16 protein-coding genes and 1 pseudogene are annotated in these 15,026 nt (G+C 70.1%); 5 read left to right on the top strand and 12 right to left on the bottom strand.

Going from position 1 to position 15,026, the window contains the following annotated elements:
- Nucleotides 1-76: 76 nt before the first annotated feature.
- Nucleotides 77-1,183, bottom strand: coding sequence for a 23S rRNA (adenine(2503)-C(2))-methyltransferase RlmN (gene rlmN / locus OG574_RS16670; protein ID WP_326773897.1), 1,107 nt, complete (start codon nt 1,181-1,183; stop codon nt 77-79).
- Between the two features lie 418 nt (nt 1,184-1,601).
- Between rlmN and OG574_RS16675 the strand changes: the two genes are divergently transcribed.
- The 4 genes and pseudogenes from OG574_RS16675 to OG574_RS16690 all read left to right on the top strand — a co-directional run.
- Nucleotides 1,602-2,348, top strand: a complete 747-nt coding sequence (locus OG574_RS16675) for a hypothetical protein (RefSeq protein WP_326773898.1) — start codon at nt 1,602-1,604, stop codon at nt 2,346-2,348.
- Nucleotides 2,345-2,728: a GntR family transcriptional regulator gene (locus OG574_RS16680; RefSeq protein ID WP_326773899.1), complete on the top strand. Its 384-nt coding sequence runs from the start codon at nt 2,345-2,347 to the stop codon at nt 2,726-2,728. The genes OG574_RS16675 and OG574_RS16680 overlap by 4 nt, the downstream gene beginning before the upstream one ends.
- 185 nt (nt 2,729-2,913) lie before the next feature.
- A complete protein-coding gene (locus OG574_RS16685) occupies nt 2,914-3,120 on the top strand; it encodes a hypothetical protein (protein WP_326773900.1) in 207 nt (68 codons plus the stop codon).
- A pseudogene (locus tag OG574_RS16690) lies at nt 3,117-3,290 on the top strand (MerR family transcriptional regulator); the annotation flags it as partial. The gene OG574_RS16685 and the pseudogene OG574_RS16690, both read left to right, overlap by 4 nt.
- 191 nt (nt 3,291-3,481) lie before the next feature.
- On the opposite strand, the gene OG574_RS16695 reads toward OG574_RS16690, so the two are convergent.
- The 5 genes from OG574_RS16695 to rpsB form a co-directional block, all read right to left on the bottom strand.
- Nucleotides 3,482-4,735 (bottom strand): phosphatidate cytidylyltransferase, encoded by a 1,254-nt coding sequence (locus OG574_RS16695; protein WP_326773901.1) that lies wholly within the window; start codon nt 4,733-4,735, stop codon nt 3,482-3,484.
- A gap of 8 nt (nt 4,736-4,743) precedes the next feature.
- The gene (frr, locus tag OG574_RS16700; RefSeq protein WP_093780078.1) at nt 4,744-5,301 is read right to left on the bottom strand and encodes a ribosome recycling factor; all 558 of its coding nucleotides are present in this window, start codon (nt 5,299-5,301) and stop codon (nt 4,744-4,746) included.
- Nucleotides 5,302-5,425: 124 nt separating this feature from the next.
- A complete protein-coding gene (gene pyrH, locus OG574_RS16705; RefSeq protein WP_100595086.1) occupies nt 5,426-6,196 on the bottom strand; it encodes a UMP kinase in 771 nt (256 codons plus the stop codon).
- Between the two features lie 210 nt (nt 6,197-6,406).
- Nucleotides 6,407-7,243 carry a translation elongation factor Ts gene (gene tsf / locus OG574_RS16710; RefSeq protein ID WP_100595085.1) on the bottom strand — a complete coding sequence of 279 codons (837 nt, stop codon included), beginning with the start codon at nt 7,241-7,243 and terminating at the stop codon, nt 6,407-6,409.
- Between the two features lie 92 nt (nt 7,244-7,335).
- On the bottom strand, nt 7,336-8,274 hold the full coding sequence (gene rpsB / locus OG574_RS16715) for a 30S ribosomal protein S2 (protein ID WP_326773902.1): 939 nt from the start codon (nt 8,272-8,274) through the stop codon (nt 7,336-7,338).
- 275 nt (nt 8,275-8,549) lie between these two features.
- Between rpsB and OG574_RS52760 the strand changes: the two genes are divergently transcribed.
- Nucleotides 8,550-9,281: a murein hydrolase activator EnvC family protein gene (locus OG574_RS52760; protein WP_442816827.1), complete on the top strand. Its 732-nt coding sequence runs from the start codon at nt 8,550-8,552 to the stop codon at nt 9,279-9,281.
- 255 nt (nt 9,282-9,536) lie between these two features.
- Here the strand turns inward: OG574_RS52760 and OG574_RS16725 are convergent, their stop codons facing one another.
- From OG574_RS16725 to OG574_RS16750, 6 genes are all read right to left on the bottom strand, one after another.
- Nucleotides 9,537-10,094, bottom strand: coding sequence for a TetR/AcrR family transcriptional regulator (locus tag OG574_RS16725; RefSeq protein ID WP_100595083.1), 558 nt, complete (start codon nt 10,092-10,094; stop codon nt 9,537-9,539).
- Between the two features lie 104 nt (nt 10,095-10,198).
- The gene (gene whiG / locus OG574_RS16730) at nt 10,199-11,035 is read right to left on the bottom strand and encodes an RNA polymerase sigma factor WhiG (protein ID WP_326773903.1); all 837 of its coding nucleotides are present in this window, start codon (nt 11,033-11,035) and stop codon (nt 10,199-10,201) included.
- A 347-nt stretch (nt 11,036-11,382) separates the two neighbouring features.
- Nucleotides 11,383-12,543 carry a DNA-processing protein DprA gene (gene dprA / locus OG574_RS16735; RefSeq protein ID WP_326773904.1) on the bottom strand — a complete coding sequence of 387 codons (1,161 nt, stop codon included), beginning with the start codon at nt 12,541-12,543 and terminating at the stop codon, nt 11,383-11,385.
- A complete protein-coding gene (locus OG574_RS16740) occupies nt 12,540-14,159 on the bottom strand; it encodes a YifB family Mg chelatase-like AAA ATPase (protein ID WP_326773905.1) in 1,620 nt (539 codons plus the stop codon). The genes dprA and OG574_RS16740 overlap by 4 nt, the downstream gene beginning before the upstream one ends.
- The gene (locus tag OG574_RS16745; protein WP_100595079.1) at nt 14,159-14,542 is read right to left on the bottom strand and encodes a YraN family protein; all 384 of its coding nucleotides are present in this window, start codon (nt 14,540-14,542) and stop codon (nt 14,159-14,161) included. Before OG574_RS16745 ends, OG574_RS16740 begins: the two co-directional genes overlap by 1 nt.
- A 172-nt stretch (nt 14,543-14,714) precedes the next feature.
- On the bottom strand, nt 14,715-15,023 hold the full coding sequence (locus OG574_RS16750) for a DUF2469 domain-containing protein (protein WP_008745401.1): 309 nt from the start codon (nt 15,021-15,023) through the stop codon (nt 14,715-14,717).
- Between the last annotated feature and the right edge of the window lie 3 nt (nt 15,024-15,026).

The following is a 15,026-nucleotide window of genomic DNA, read 5'->3' on the forward strand; positions in this document are numbered from 1 at the left end:
TCTGCGGCCGATGCCGCACTCTCAGCGCTGTGGCGCTCCCCTGTCGGAATATGAAGATGTACGTACGCCAGTCAGGTTACCGCTCGGTGGCGGCGAGCTGGCCGCACGCCCCGTCGATCTCCTGGCCACGGGTGTCGCGGACGGTGACCGGCACGCCGTGGGCCGCGATGGCCTCGACGAAGGCCTTCTCGTCCTCGGGGCGCGAGGCCGTCCACTTCGAGCCCGGCGTCGGGTTCAGCGGGATCAGGTTGACGTGGACCCGCTTGCCCTTGAGCAGACGGCCGAGCCGGTCACCGCGCCAGGCCTGGTCGTTGATGTCGCGGATGAGCGCGTACTCGATGGAGATGCGGCGGCCCGACTTCTCGGAGTACTCCCACGCCGCGTCGAGGACCTCGCGGACCTTCCAGCGCGTGTTGACCGGGACGAGGGTGTCGCGCAGTTCGTCGTCGGGGGCGTGCAGCGAGACGGCGAGACGGCACTTGAGGCCCTCGTCGGCGAGCCGGTGCATGGCGGGGACCAGACCGACGGTCGAGACGGTGATCCCGCGCTGCGAGAGGCCGACGCCGTCGGGCTCGGGGTCGGTGAGCGCGCGGATGGCGCCGACGACCCGCTTGTAGTTGGCCAGGGGCTCGCCCATGCCCATAAAGACGATGTTGCTCAGGCGGGCCGGGCCGCCCGGGATCTCGCCGTCGCGCAGCGCGCGCATGCCGTCGACGATCTGGTGCACGATCTCGCCCGTCGACAGGTTCCGGTCGAGGCCGGCCTGTCCCGTGGCGCAGAACGGGCAGTTCATTCCGCAGCCCGCCTGCGAGCTGATGCACATGGTGACCCGGTCCGGGTAGCGCATCAGGACGGACTCGACGAGCGTGCCGTCGAAGAGCCGCCACAGGGTCTTGCGGGTGGTGTCCTGGTCCGTCGACAGATGCCGGACGACCGTCATCAGCTCCGGAAGCAGCGCCTCCTGCAGCTTGCCGCGCGAACCGGCGGGGATGTCGGTCCACTCCGCGGGGTCGTGCGCGAACCGCGAGAAGTAGTGCTGCGACAGCTGCTTGGCGCGGAACGGCTTCTCACCGATCGCGGCAACGGCCTCCTTCCGCTCGGCGGGCGAGAGGTCGGCGAGGTGCCGCGGCGGCTTCTTGGCTCCGCGCGGGGCGACGAAAGTGAGTTCTCCGGGCTTAGGCATAACCCTTCCAGTGTCGCAGATCCATTTGTGTGACCTGGGCTCACAGAGATGAGCGGTAGTCGTCACTGGCCGTCATGGGTCGTCGCGGGCCCTCCTCCGACGGCCCGCAGACGGCCCGGCCCGCCCCTCCTGCGGAAGGATCCATGCAGGTGGGCACGCTGATCGGCAACTGATGTCACGGGTCACCCGTCTGTCGTGGGCGACGGTTGAGCCCGCCGGCAGCCCGGGGCGATGCGAGTGATCGCCGGGAGCCTGTTCCGGCTCATCGCTCGGCCCACGTCCGCCGCGTCCGGGACAGATCGCCCCACTACCCGACTTCTTGTACTGAGCATTTGACACAAGATCCCGGGTGGGCCATCTTGCTACCTACGGTTTGTATCTATGACTTGACACAAGTGCACACATCGGGGGTCCCCTCATGCTCGACACCGTTCCGCCTCCGTCCCGCGCCCGCGCCGACCGCTACGCACGCTTCGGCGGCCTGACCGCCGGCGCCCTCCTCTCCCTCTATCTGATCGACAACTCCGGCGGGCTCGGGACTGGAGCCCTGATCGCCATACCCGTGTTCGGCCTCTGCGCCGCGGCCGGTGTCCTGCTCGGCGAATACATCACTGCCCGCCCTCAAGGCGCCGTCCGCACTGCCGGGCTCGCCCCACGCCGGATCCGCGACTACGTTCCGCCCCAGCTGACGGTGGTACTGCTCATCGAGGCGGCCCTGCTCATCGCGCTCCTCGTCACCGCGACCGCGATCGGCTCCCCCGACGACATGGGCCGGGCGGGACGTGTGCTCACGATGGCCTGCTCTGGCGTGACCGAATCCCATGGCCCCTGGCCCGGGTCCTTCTACGCCGGTCCGGCCCTCGCCTCCCTGGCCCTCGGCACCGGCGCCTGCGGTCATGCCCTGCGGCACATCACCCGCCGCCCCGGCGATGATCAGGAGCGCCGCGACCGGGCGTCGGCCATCACCGCAGCGTGGGGCCTTCTGGTCGCCGCTCCCCTGGCCGGCACCGCGTGGAGTGCCGCCGGGTCGCTGCGCGGGCTGAGCTGCGACGGCATGCTCGGCAGCGTGGCCGCCTGGACCCTCGTCCCCATCTGCCTGGTCTCCCTGAGCACCGCGATCTGGTGCCTGTTCACCGTCGTCTCGCCGAGGGCGGCCCAGCGGTGACCGGCCCGGCCGTGCGGGTGGACACCGCCAGTCCCGTCCCGCCTTACGAGCAGATCCGTGCCCAGCTCGCGACCCTGATCTCCTCAGGGCGACTGCCGGAGGGCGAACGGCTGCCGACCATCCGGCAGCTGGCGTCCGATCTGGGGCTGGCTGCCGGCACGGTCGCCCGGGCCTACCGAGAGCTGGAGGGCGCGGGCCTGATCCGCGCCCGGCGTGGTGCGGGGACCCGGGTGGCGCCCCTGCCCCCTTCGGCCAAGCACCCTTCTCCTGAGGAACTCGCGCCCCTGGCCCGGCGATTCCGGGATGAAGCCCGGACGCTGGGCGCGGATGACGCGGCGATCACGCAAGCACTGCGTTCCGTACTGGCGGACGCAGACTGAGCCGACTGGTCCGGAACCTCCGGGGCATGTCCCAGCCCGGCTCCGCCAGGACCGCCGCCCAGGATCGGCGGCAGTTCAGCCGGTCGCCCCAGGACACAGGTCCGGGCCGGGATCAGATCGTTCGAGATGGGACAAGGGGCGAGTCCGCTTGCAGACTAATTCGAACACGCGATCTAATTCACGGTATGGACCACACCATCCCCAACGACGCCGTGAATACACAGCGGGAGTGGACCGCGACCTACGAGCGACTGGCCAGGCAGCCCGGCCGCACCGCCCTGCGGCGTCGCTTGTACCGCCTCTCTGTGCGCTTGGCGGCGTATCCCCTCAGCCCCGCGGCGCGCGTGGAGCTCCGCCGCCGGGCCCGAGACGAGGAGGCCGGACGCGATTGACCAGCCGCGGTTCGATGGACACCGTCCTCCCCACCGCCCAGACCCTGGCCCGCTGGGCCGATGCCAACGGCTACCGGCCGAACGGATACCCCCGCGAGGTCAACCTGGAGCGTCCCGAGAACGCTGACGGCCGGGTGACGGAATTGCAGGCACCGGTGACCCGGGCCTGACCAATCGCAGCCGAGCCTGACCAGTGATCACGTTCGGGCGGCATCATGCCGCATCACCAAAGCGCCACGTGAGACACCGTCTTAGGCATAACCCTTCCAGCGTCGCAGGCATACGACAACGGGCCCGCCGCCCTGTGGACAACGAGCCCGTCACCTGAATCCGCGCAGGTCAGGCGGGATGATCGGGCCGGTCAGCCGGCTCCGACGAAGATCACCAGGAGCAGCCAGACCACCGGCGCCGTCGGGAGCAGCGAGTCGAGGCGGTCCATGATCCCGCCGTGCCCGGGGAGGAGCGTGCCCATGTCCTTGATCCCCAGGTCGCGCTTGATCATCGACTCGCCGAGGTCGCCGAGCGTGGCGCTGGCCGCGACCGCGAGCCCGAGCAGCAGACCCTGCCACCAGGCACCGCCGTCGATCAGGAACTGCATGCACAGCGCGCCGGCGGCCATCGCGAACGTCACCGCGCCGACCAGCCCCTCGCGGGTCTTGCCGGGGCTGATGCGCGGGGCGAGCTTGTGCTTGCCGAAGCGCCAGCCGATCGCGTACGCGCCGGTGTCGCTGACGACCGTCAGCAGCAGGAACGTCAGAACGCGCTGCGGCCCGTCGTCCGCGGTGAGCATGAGCGCCACGAAGGTCGCGAGGAACGGCACGTAGAACGCTGCGAAGACACCCGCCGTGACGTCCCTGAGGTAGCCCTCGGGGGGCTCCGTCATGCGCCAGACCAGGACCGCGAGCGCGGTGAGCGCCATCGCCACCCAGGCGCCCTCGGTGCCGCGGACGTATCCGGCGACGACCATCGCCGCGCCGCCGATCGCGAGCGGCACGAGCGGCGCCTTGATGCCCTTGCGCTCCTCGAGCCGCGAGGTGAGCTCCCAGAGGCCGACGACGACGGCCACCGCTACCACGCCGACGAACACGGCCTTGACGATGAAGAGCGACGCGACGATCACCGCGCCGAGCCCCACCCCGACTCCTATGGCGGCCCCGAGGTCACGGCCCGCGCTCTTCTTCGGCGGTGCGGGGGCGGGCTGTGCGGCGCTTGGCATGGGCTCCTGCCGGCTCTCGTGCTGCGCCTCGTGCGGCGTCACATACGGCGTCTGGTGCTGCGTCGGGCGGTGTGTCTGATCCTGTGTCTGCTGCGGTTCGTGCTGTGTCTGATGCTGCGGTTCGTGCTGCCCCTCGCGAGGGTCCTCGTGCCCGCTCCCACCCTGCGACTCGTCGCGGAACAGGGGACCGCTCGGCCGAGCAGCCCCCCGATCGTCGTCCTGGTCACGACCACCGGCGGGTACCTCGGGCATTTCGGGCACGATGGGCATGGGCCGAGTCTCCTCAACCGCATGCTGTTCGTACGCGGGACCTGCCGGGGAAGCCCCCTGGGAGGGCCCCTGGTCGGGCGGCCCCCAGTAGCCGGCTCCGGTCGGCGCTCCCCAGGAAGAGTCGTTCACGGAATTCCTCAGACCTCGAGCAGCTCGGCTTCCTTGTGCTTGAGCAGCTCGTCCACCTGGGCGACGTACTTCGCGGTGGTGTCGTCGAGCTCCTTCTCGGCGCGGCGGCCCTCGTCCTCGCCGACCTCGCCGTCCTTGACGAGCTTGTCGATCGTCTCCTTGGCCTTGCGGCGGATGGAGCGGATCGAGATCTTGGAGTCCTCGGCCTTGGTCTTGGCGACCTTGATGTACTCCTTGCGGCGGTCCTGGGTCAGCTCCGGGAACGTCACACGAATGATGTTGCCGTCGTTGCTCGGGTTGACGCCGAGGTCCGAGTCGCGGATCGCCTGCTCGATGTTGCGCAGCGCGCTCTTGTCGAACGGGGTCACCACGGCCATCCGCGGCTCGGGCACGGAGAACGAGGCCAGCTGGTTGATCGGGGTCAGCGCGCCGTAGTAGTCCGCCACGATCTTGTTGAACATCGCCGGGTGCGCACGGCCGGTGCGGATCGCGGCGAAGTCCTCCTTGGCGACCACGACGGCCTTCTCCATCTTCTCCTCGGCCTCGAGGAGGGTCTCTTCGATCACCACTTGCTCCTGCGTGTCTTGAGTGAGGCCCGGCATGCGCCCAGGGCGGCCGGCTGCGTCGTGTGTCTTTCCTGCACGGTGTCCGACCGGCAGGACATTGTCCATCCCCTGGCGGGGGGTCGTGTCAGGCCCGCGTTCCGTGGTCGCCCACGAGCGTGCCGATCTTCTCACCCTTGACCGCTCGCGCGATATTGCCCTCGGCGAGCAGTTCGAAGACGAGGATGGGCAGCTTGTTGTCGCGGCACAGGGTGATCGCGGTCATGTCGGCGACCTTGAGGTCGCGGGTGATGACCTCGCCGTAGCTGAGCGCGTCGAACTTCACGGCCTCGGGGTTGGTCTTCGGGTCGGAGTCGTAGACCCCGTCCACCCCGTTCTTGCCCATGAGCAGCGCCTCGGCGTCGATCTCCAGGGCGCGCTGGGCGGCGGTCGTGTCGGTGGAGAAGTACGGCATGCCCATACCGGCGCCGAAGATGACGACGCGGCCCTTCTCCAGGTGGCGCACGGCGCGCAGCGGGATGTACGGCTCGGCGACCTGCCCCATGGTGATGGCGGTCTGCACGCGGCTGTCGATGCCCTCCTTCTCCAGGAAGTCCTGGAGCGCGAGGCAGTTCATGACGGTGCCGAGCATGCCCATGTAGTCGGAGCGGGCCCGGTCCATGCCGCGCTGCTGGAGCTCGGCGCCGCGGAAGAAGTTGCCGCCGCCGATGACGACGGCGATCTGCGCGCCGTCGCGCACGACGGCCGCGATCTCACGGGCGATCTTGTGCACCACGTCGGGGTCGACGCCCAGACCCCCGCCACCGGCGAACGCCTCGCCGGACAGCTTCAGCAAAAAGCGCCCCGCGCCTTTGCCGTCGTCGCTCTTGTCGCCCTTGTCGGCCTTGGTGGTGGTCATGGTGATCTCGCCTCTTTACTTGGCACACATACAAAGAAGGCCACTGCCGGTGGGGTGTTGTTCGCATCCCATACTCGGCAATGGCCTCCTCGTCACATCTGCGGTCGCCCGGCGCGGACGCGCGCGTGGCGGCGTACGCGGGAGACTGCTGTCGACCCTACTGGGATCTCGTCGACCCTAGCGGTGTCTTCCGGCTGTCGCGGTACGGACTCAGATGCCGACCTTGATGCGCGAGAAGCGCTTCAGGGTGACACCGGCCTCGTCCAGGACCTTCTGCACGGACTTCTTGTTGTCCAGCGCGTACGGCTGGCCGAGGAGGGTGGCCTCCTTGAAGAAGCCGTTGACGCGACCCTCGACGATCTTCGGGAGAGCGGCCTCGGGCTTGCCCTCGGCGCGCGTGGTCTCCTCGGCGACGCGACGCTCGGACTCGACGACCTCGGCCGGGACGTCCTCACGGGAGAGGTACTTCGGCGCGAAGGCGGCGATGTGCTGCGCGATGCCCTTGGCGAGGTCGGCGTCGGCCTTGTCCAGCTCGACCAGAACACCGATCTGCGGGGGCAGGTCGGGCATGGTGCGGTGCATGTACGCGGTGACGTAGGCGCCGGAGAACTGCGCGAAGCGGTCGAGGACGATCTTCTCGCCGAGGTTGGCGTTGGCCTCGTCGACGTACGCCTGGACGGTCTTGCCGGGCTCGATCTCGGACGCGAGGAGCGCCGCGATGTCGGCCGGGTTCGTCTTGGCGGCGTGGGCGGCGAGGGAGTTCGCGACGGCCTGGAACTTCTCACCCTTGGCGACGAAGTCCGTCTCGCACTTCAGCTCGAGGATGACACCGGAGGTGTTGTCGTCGGCGATGAGGGAGACGACAGCGCCGTTCTCGGCGGAGCGGCCCTCGCGCTTGGCGACGCCCTTCTGGCCCTTGATGCGCAGGGCCTCGACGGCCTTGTCGACGCTGCCGTCGGCCTCGTCGAGCGCCTTCTTGCAGTCCATCATGCCGGCGCCCGTGAGCTCACGGAGCTTCTTGACGTCAGCGGCGGTGTAGTTCGCCATGATCTGAAATTCTCTCTCGAAGTCTGAAAGATCTACGGGTGAACGGCGGGGGCCGACTCGGCCCCCGCCGTCAACTACCGAACCGGTGAGGTTCAGGCCTGCTCGGCGTCCGCGGCCGGAGCCTCGGCGACAACCTCGGTGACGACCTCGGTGACGACCTCGGTGACGACCTCGGCCTCGGCGTCGGCGACCTTCTCCGTCTCGGCGGAGGTCTGGACCTCAGCCTCGGCGGCCGGCTTCTCGTCGGCCTTCTTCTCGCCCTCGAGCAGGTCGCGCTCCCACTCGGCGAGCGGCTCGCCCGCGGCCTTCTCGCCCGGCTTCTGGTCGCCAGTGGCGGCACCGGAGCGGGCGATGAGGCCCTCGGCGACGGCGTCGGCGATCACGCGGGTGAGCAGGGTGACGGAGCGGATCGCGTCGTCGTTGCCCGGGATCTTGTAGTCGACCTCGTCGGGGTCGCAGTTGGTGTCGAGGATGGCGACGACCGGGATGTTGAGCTTCCGGGCCTCACCGACCGCGATGTGCTCCTTCTTGGTGTCCACGATCCAGACGGCGCTGGGCACCTTGGACATCTCGCGGATACCGCCGAGGGTCTTCTCCAGCTTGGCCTTCTCGCGGGAGAGGACGAGCAGCTCCTTCTTGGTGAGGCCGGACGCGGCCACATCCTCGAAGTCGATCTGCTCGAGCTCCTTGAGGCGCTGCAGACGCTTGTAGACGGTCGAGAAGTTGGTGAGCATGCCGCCCAGCCAGCGCTGGTTGACGTAGGGCATGCCGACGCGGGTCGCCTGCTCGGCGATCGCCTCCTGCGCCTGCTTCTTCGTACCGACGAACATGACCGTGCCGCCGTGGGCGACGGTCTCCTTGACGAACTCGTAGGCGCGGTCGATGTACGACAGCGACTGGAGCAGGTCGATGATGTAGATGCCGTTGCGCTCGGTGAAGATGAAGCGCTTCATCTTCGGGTTCCAGCGACGGGTCTGGTGACCGAAGTGGACGCCGCTTTCCAGCAGCTCCCGCATCGTGACGACGGCCATGGCCGTACTCCTTGGGTTCTCGGTTGCCGCGACCGCAGGATTGCTGTCGCGCCTGACGCCCCGCGCGCTGTGCCACGAGGGACCGAGGAGCGCGGACACCGTCACGAATGACCTGGTGTTGGGGCGTGCGAAGTCGATCGGGTGACCCCGATCGCCATCAGAAGTGTACGGGACCCGCGAGGCGCCGGGTGACGCCGCTGTCCACAACCGGTCGGTAGTCCACAGTTCGGGTCCATGATCCCCGCGGATCGCGTCGGGACGGGACCGTTCAGTGCATGCGACTGATGCTGACGATGACCGCGGCGCTGGCGGGTCTCGTGCCGCCCCCGCCGGTACCGGCCGTGGGCGCCGCCTGGCCGGTGGGTACGCGGCCCCCGATCGTACGGGGCTGGGCCCCGCCGGCGACGGAGTACGGGGCGGGCCACCGCGGCGTGGACCTGGCCGCGCCGGTCGGCGCCTCGGTCAGAGCGGTGGCGCGGGGCCGGGTGTCGTTCGCGGGCCGCGTGGCGGGCAGAGGGGTGGTGGCGGTGGAACTGTCAGGCACGGGCGATCCACCCCTACGGACTACGTATGAACCGGTGACGCCATCGGTGAAGGAGGGCGCCCGGGTAGCACCGGGCGAGGTACTGGGCGTGCTGGAACCCGCGACCAACCACTGCGGCCCGACGTCCTGCCTGCACTGGGGCTTGCTACGGGGTGACACCTACCTCGACCCACTGTCCCGGCTGTTGCGCCAGGGTTCGTCGCGACTCCTGCCGGTGCCGGGGGCGGGTGGCGCGGGGGCGGGGATGGGCGGCGCGCCCTGGGCCGACCCGCCGTCGCCGGTCCCGCTTCTTCCGGTCCCGCTTCTGCCGGTCCGGTCGGCCGTTCGTGCAGGTGCCGTGCTGGCCGGCGCACCGAGGACCTTCTCGCCTCTGCTGCCGGGCGGGGCGATGGCCAACGCCGGTACGGCGATGGGTGCCGCGCCGGGGCCGGTCCCGTTTGCGCTTGATCCCGCCGACCCCTAGGGCCCTTCGTTTGGATCAGGCCGGATCAGGGAGCGGGGTCATGGGGGTCCCCTGCTCGAGCGAAGCCGAGAGCAGGTGGAGCATGCATCGCAAGGCGGAGGGAGGAGGGAGTCGACGCGATGGAGGTCCCCCCTCCTCGAACGCAGCCGAGAGCTTGGGGGAGTCGGCAACTGACGACAACGCCGCGAGGTGCGGCACCAGACCCCGCGAGCCCTGCATGATCCAAACGAAAGCCCCTAGGGCTCGCGCCCTGGATCAGCCGCTGACGCCCCGGAGGGCCATGCTCACGGCCGCTTCGGTGATGGCCGAGGGGTCTTCCGCCGCGCCCAGTTCGATGCGCCGGACCGCCGCGTCCACCACCCCCTGAAGGAGCATCGCCGCGAGGCGCGGTTCCGCGTGGCCCATGTCGGCGAGCGCCTCGACGATCATCGCGACCAGCCCGCCGTGGGCGGCGCGGATCTTCTCGCGCGCCCCTGAGTCGAGTTCGCTCGCCGAGATGGCCACGACGGCGCGGTGCCGGCGGTCGCCCACCAGCGAGAGCTGCTCCCGCACATACGCCTCGACCTTGCCCTCGGGGGTCCCGGCGCGCTCCATCGCCGTGGAGACCTCCGCCGCCCAGACGGGGAAGTCGACCTCGCAGAGCTCTTCGACGACCGCGGCCCGCGACCGGAAGTACTCGTACACGGAGGACCGGGCGAGCCCGGTGCGCTCGGCGAGCGCGGGGAAGGTCAGCGCCTCCGTCCCGCCCTCGGACAACAGGGAACGCGCCGCGTCCAGAAGGGCGCCGCGCTGCATCGACCGGTGCTCGGCCACTGAGGCCGCTCGAATCCTTGGCACGTCACCACTTTACGGACGGGAGGCGCGCAGCGGGAGTCGTCCTGCCCCACGCACGGCCCGGCAGGGACGATTCCGCATCGTCAGCGCCGGAAGCCGGCCAGCTTCGCGCGAAGCTGGAGGACGGACTTGGTGTGGATCTGACTGACGCGGCTCTCGGTCACGCCGAGCACATTGCCGATCTCCGCGAGGGTGAGGCCCTCGTAGTAGTAGAGCGTCACGACGGTCTTCTCGCGCTCCGGCAGCGTGTTGATCGCTCGCGCCAGATACCGCCGCAGCTCCCGGTCCTCGGCGACTTCGACCGGGTTGTCGGCGGCGTGGTCCTCGAGCGTGTCCATCAGGCTGAGCCGGTCGCCGCTCTCGCCACCGGCGTGCAGCAGCTCTTCCAGAGCCACCACGTTCGCGAGGGACAACTGGCTGAAGACCGCGTGCAGTTCCTCGACCCTGATGCCGAGCTCTGCGGCCACCTCGCTCTCCGACGGGGTCCGCCGCAGCTGCGCCTCGAGCGTGGCGTAGGCCCGCTCGACGTTGCGCGCCTTCTGCCGCACGGAGCGTGGAATCCAGTCGAGCGCCCGGAGTTCGTCGATCATGGCGCCGCGGATCCGGGTGATCGCGTACGTCTCGAACTTGATCTCGCGCTCGATGTCGAATTTCTCGATCGCGTCGATCAGTCCGAAGACCCCCGAGGACACGAAGTCGGCCTGTTCGACATTGGGCGGCAGCCCGACGCTGACGCGGCCCGCGACGTACTTGACCAGCGGCGAGTAGTGCAGGATGAGCTGCTCGCGCAATCGCCCGTCGCCCGTCGTCTTGTACGACCTCCACAGCTCCTCGAGCGACGAGGGAGCAGGAGGCCGCACGCTGCCACGGGCAGCGGGGGGAACCGCAGCCCGGTCAGGCCCGGAGGTGTGCTGGGGCATTCGTCGCCTTGTGCCGTTCTGCCGTGAACTGGGGATTTGTGCGCCTGGCGCCGGACTGAGGGTAAAGATCCGAAGTTGCCTGTCTGATGCTCGGTTGCCCATCTGATCGTGGTTGCTCTTCGTTGCCGGGCTGATTCGGGATTGAACCGAACGAGCCGGAATCCTGGTGAGCGTAGCGTGACTGGAGTGTCGCAGTGTGCGAAGGCTATTGGATCGCACGTGCGCAGATACGTTCCGTTGGGCGACTTGCGGGGTCACATCCGTCGCTGTACGTGACCGGGCCGAAACGCCAACGCCCCGTAACGCCAAGGGGTTCGGCCGTCATCCGGACGGCGCAACACCCTCCGTCACCGATCATCTCCTTCCGGCAAGACAGGCCGGATCGCCTGGCGTGTCAACTGCCAGCCATCGCTGTGTCGTTCGACGAACCCCAGTGAGCGCAGTTCGTACAACCTCCCGATCGCGTCGTCGACTCCGGTGCCCGCGGCCCGGGCGATGTCCCCCGCCCCGACGGTTCCGCCGGCGGGCAGCGCCGCCAGGACCGCCGCGGCACCCGGCGCGAGCAGGTCGTGCGGCAGTACGGGTCCGCGGCGCGCCGGGGCGAGGTCCCCCATGTCCCCGACCAGCTCCATGACTTCCGCCGCGTCGGTGACGAGAACCGCTTCCCCTCGCAGCAGTTCGTGCACCCCTTCGGAGCACGTACTCGTGACCGGCCCAGGAACCCCCATCGTGTGACGGCCGAGGCGCTGCGCCCACCGCGCCGTACCAAGAGCACCGCTGCGGTAGGCGGCCTCCACGACGACGGTCCCCCGGGTGAGCGCGGCGATCACGCGGTTACGGAGGATGAATCTGCTCCGCGTCGGATGATCACCCGGCGGCAACTCCGCGATGACGAGCCCCTGTTCCGCGATCCGCTCGATCAACTGGACATGGCCGCGCGGATAGGGCCGGTCGACCCCGCAGGCCAGGACCGCCACGGTGGCACCGCTCGCACCGAGGGTCCCGCGATGGGCGGCCGCGTCCACCCCGTACGCCCCGCCCGACACAACGACGCTGCCGCGCTCCGCGAGCCCCGCACCGAGGCTCGCCGCCACCCGTGCCCCGTAGTCCGTGCAGGCCCGCGCCCCCACTACGCCGACGGACCGCAGCGCCCATATCCGCAGGGACGGCCGCCCCCGCACCCATAGGGCGACGGGCCGCGCGTCGCCGAGATCGTCCAGCTGGGCCGGCCACTCCGCGTCCCCGGGACACACGATCCGCGCGCCCGCGCCCGCCGCCAGTTCCAGGTCACGCTCGGGCAGCACGTCGGCCGCTCTGGCCCTCAGCCCCGCCCAGCGGCCCTCGCTCACCCCGGGCAGCCGCTCCCCGTCCTCGACGATGCGCCGCGCGACCTCCACCGCCCCGAACTCCCTCAGCCACCGCCCCGCCGTCTCGTCGCCGGGCTCGACGATCCTGGTGAGGGCGGCCCTCGCGAGCCGGATCCCGTCGGAGACCGCCGCTCCGCTCATGCCGACCCCCCGAGGGCCATGGCCACGCCGCGCGAGATCCCGGTGCGCAGCTGAAGGGCGAGCGCCACGTCCTGTGCGCGTGGCCGGTCCCGGCCGCAGAGGTCCGCGACAGTCCACGCCACCCGCAGCACACGATCGACGCCCCGGGCGGTCAGGAAGCCGCGCTCCAGATCGGTCTCGACATCGTCCATGGCCCCCGGCGCGGCGGGCCACCGAGTGCGCAGCGCGTGCCCGGGCACCTCGCTGTTCGTCCGCCAGGGCGTGTCCGCGAGCCGTGCCGCGCCCCTCTCGCGGGCAGCCCGCACCCGCTCGCGGACGACGGCGGTGGTCTCGCCCTGTGCGCCGCTCCCGGTCAGCTCCGCACGCGTGACGGGCTCCACGTCCACTCTGAGGTCGACCCGGTCGAGCAGCGGCCCGGAAAGGCGCGCCTGATAGCGGCGGACCGCAGCCGGCGGGCACTCGCAGCCGCCACCCACGAGCGAGTGGTTGCCACACGGGCACGGATTGGCGGCCAGGGCCATCAGGAAGCGGGCGGGCAGGCGCACCACCCCGGCACTGCGGGCGATGACCACGTGGCCCGACTCCAGCGGCTGGCGCAGCGCGTCGAGTGCCTGGCCGCTGAATTCCGGCGCCTCGTCAAGAAAGAGCACCCCTCTGTGGGACAACGACGCGGCGCCCGGCCGCGGCATCCCCTGTCCGCCGCCGACGAGAGACTGCATCGTCGCCGAGTGGTGTGGCGCGCAGTAAGGGGCGGAGTCGACCATCGGTTTGCCCGGCGGCAGCATGCCCGCCACCGAGTGGATGGCCGTCACTTCGAGGGCTTCCTCGCGGGTGAGCGGCGGCATGACCAGCGGCAGCCGCTCGGCGAGCATGGTCTTTCCGGCACCTGGCGGTCCCTGGAGGAGGACGTGGTGGGCCCCGGCGGCGGCGACCTCGATCGCCGTGCGTGCGGCGCGCTGGCCGACGACATCGGCCAGATCGAGGATGTGGGCGTCGTGCGGCATCCCGGCGAGACCCACGCCGAGGCCCTGGCCCGGGATGCTCAGGCCCGCGAGCATCGGGTCGGGGCGTCCGGTCTCGTCAGGCGGCTCGTCCGGGACCGGCTCGTCCGTCAGGACCGCGATGAGCTGCCGCAGGCTCCGTACGCCGAGGACGGAGACGCCCGGGACTAGCGCGGCCTCGCCGGCCGAGCACTCCGGGACCACGACCTGTTCGTAGCCCGCGTCGGCCGCCGCGAGGACGGCCGGGAGCACCCCGCGAACGGGCCGTACGCGGCCGTCGAGTCCCAGCTCGCCGATCATCACGACCTCGGAGAGGACCCTCGGATCGATTCGCTCGGCCGCTCCCAGCACGGCGCTGGCGATGGCCAAGTCAAATCCGCTGCCGCTCTTCGGCACGGACGCCGGGCTGAGCCCCACCGTGAGTTTCTTCTGCGGCCACTCCCCGCCGGAGTTGACGACTGCCGCCCTGACCCGGTCGCGGCTCTCCGACAGGCTCTTGTCGGGCAGTCCGACCAGCGTGAACGCGGCGACCCCGGGCTCCAGGTCGGCCTGGACCTCGACGACCACCCCCTCGACCCCGACGAGAGCCACGGAGCATGTGCGCGCGAATCCCATCAGGCCACACCCCGCGCGTGCTCGACGACGGGGGCGCCGCGCTCCGGCAGGAGGACCCCGACCAGATCGATGCGTACGCCGCCGGGTGGCGCTCCCCCGTGTTCCTGAACCCAGCGCTCCGCCAGGTCGCGCAGCCGCTGGGCCTTGACGGGGGTGACCCCGGCCATCGGATGCTCGAAGGACCCGGCGGGGCCGCCCGCCCTGCGGGTTTTCACCTCGCAGACGACGAGCGCGTCGCCCTCCCGGGCGACGATGTCGATCTCACCGGTCCGCCCCGCGCGCCAGTTGCGCTCGATGACCGTCATTCCGGACTCCGCCAGCCGCCGTGCGGCCAGCTCCTCGCCGTACTTTCCGAGTGCGCTGCGTGCCTTGGACGCGTTCATGTCGGCACCACCTCCGACGCCCACGCTGAGGCATGGACGCCGAAGAAGTGGATCTTGGTGAACTACTCACGCGTTGTGGATAACCCGGCCGCCCAATCCAGCGAAGTCACCCACCCGAGAGCCTCGGATCGCCCGCCCGAGAGCCCCGGCTCACCCGCTCAGAAGCCCCGGCTCACCCGCCCGGCAGCTCCAGATCGGTCTTGTTCAGCTCCTCGATGTTCACGTCCTTGAACGTGAGCACCCGGACCTGCTTCACGAACCGTGCGGGCCTGTACATGTCCCACACCCAGGCATCCGCCATGGATACCTCGAAGAAAACCTCACCCTGGACCGAGTGCACCTGCATCTCGTAGTCGTTGGTGAGATAGAAGCGCCGTTCGGTCTCGATCACGTATTTGAACAGACCGACGACGTCGCGGTACTCCCGGTAGAGCTTCAGCTCCATCTCGGTCTCGTACTTCTCGAGGTCCTCGGCGCTCATGGC

Origin of the sequence: Streptomyces sp. NBC_01445, from assembly GCF_035918235.1 — a bacterium.
Taxonomy (GTDB): domain Bacteria; phylum Actinomycetota; class Actinomycetes; order Streptomycetales; family Streptomycetaceae; genus Streptomyces.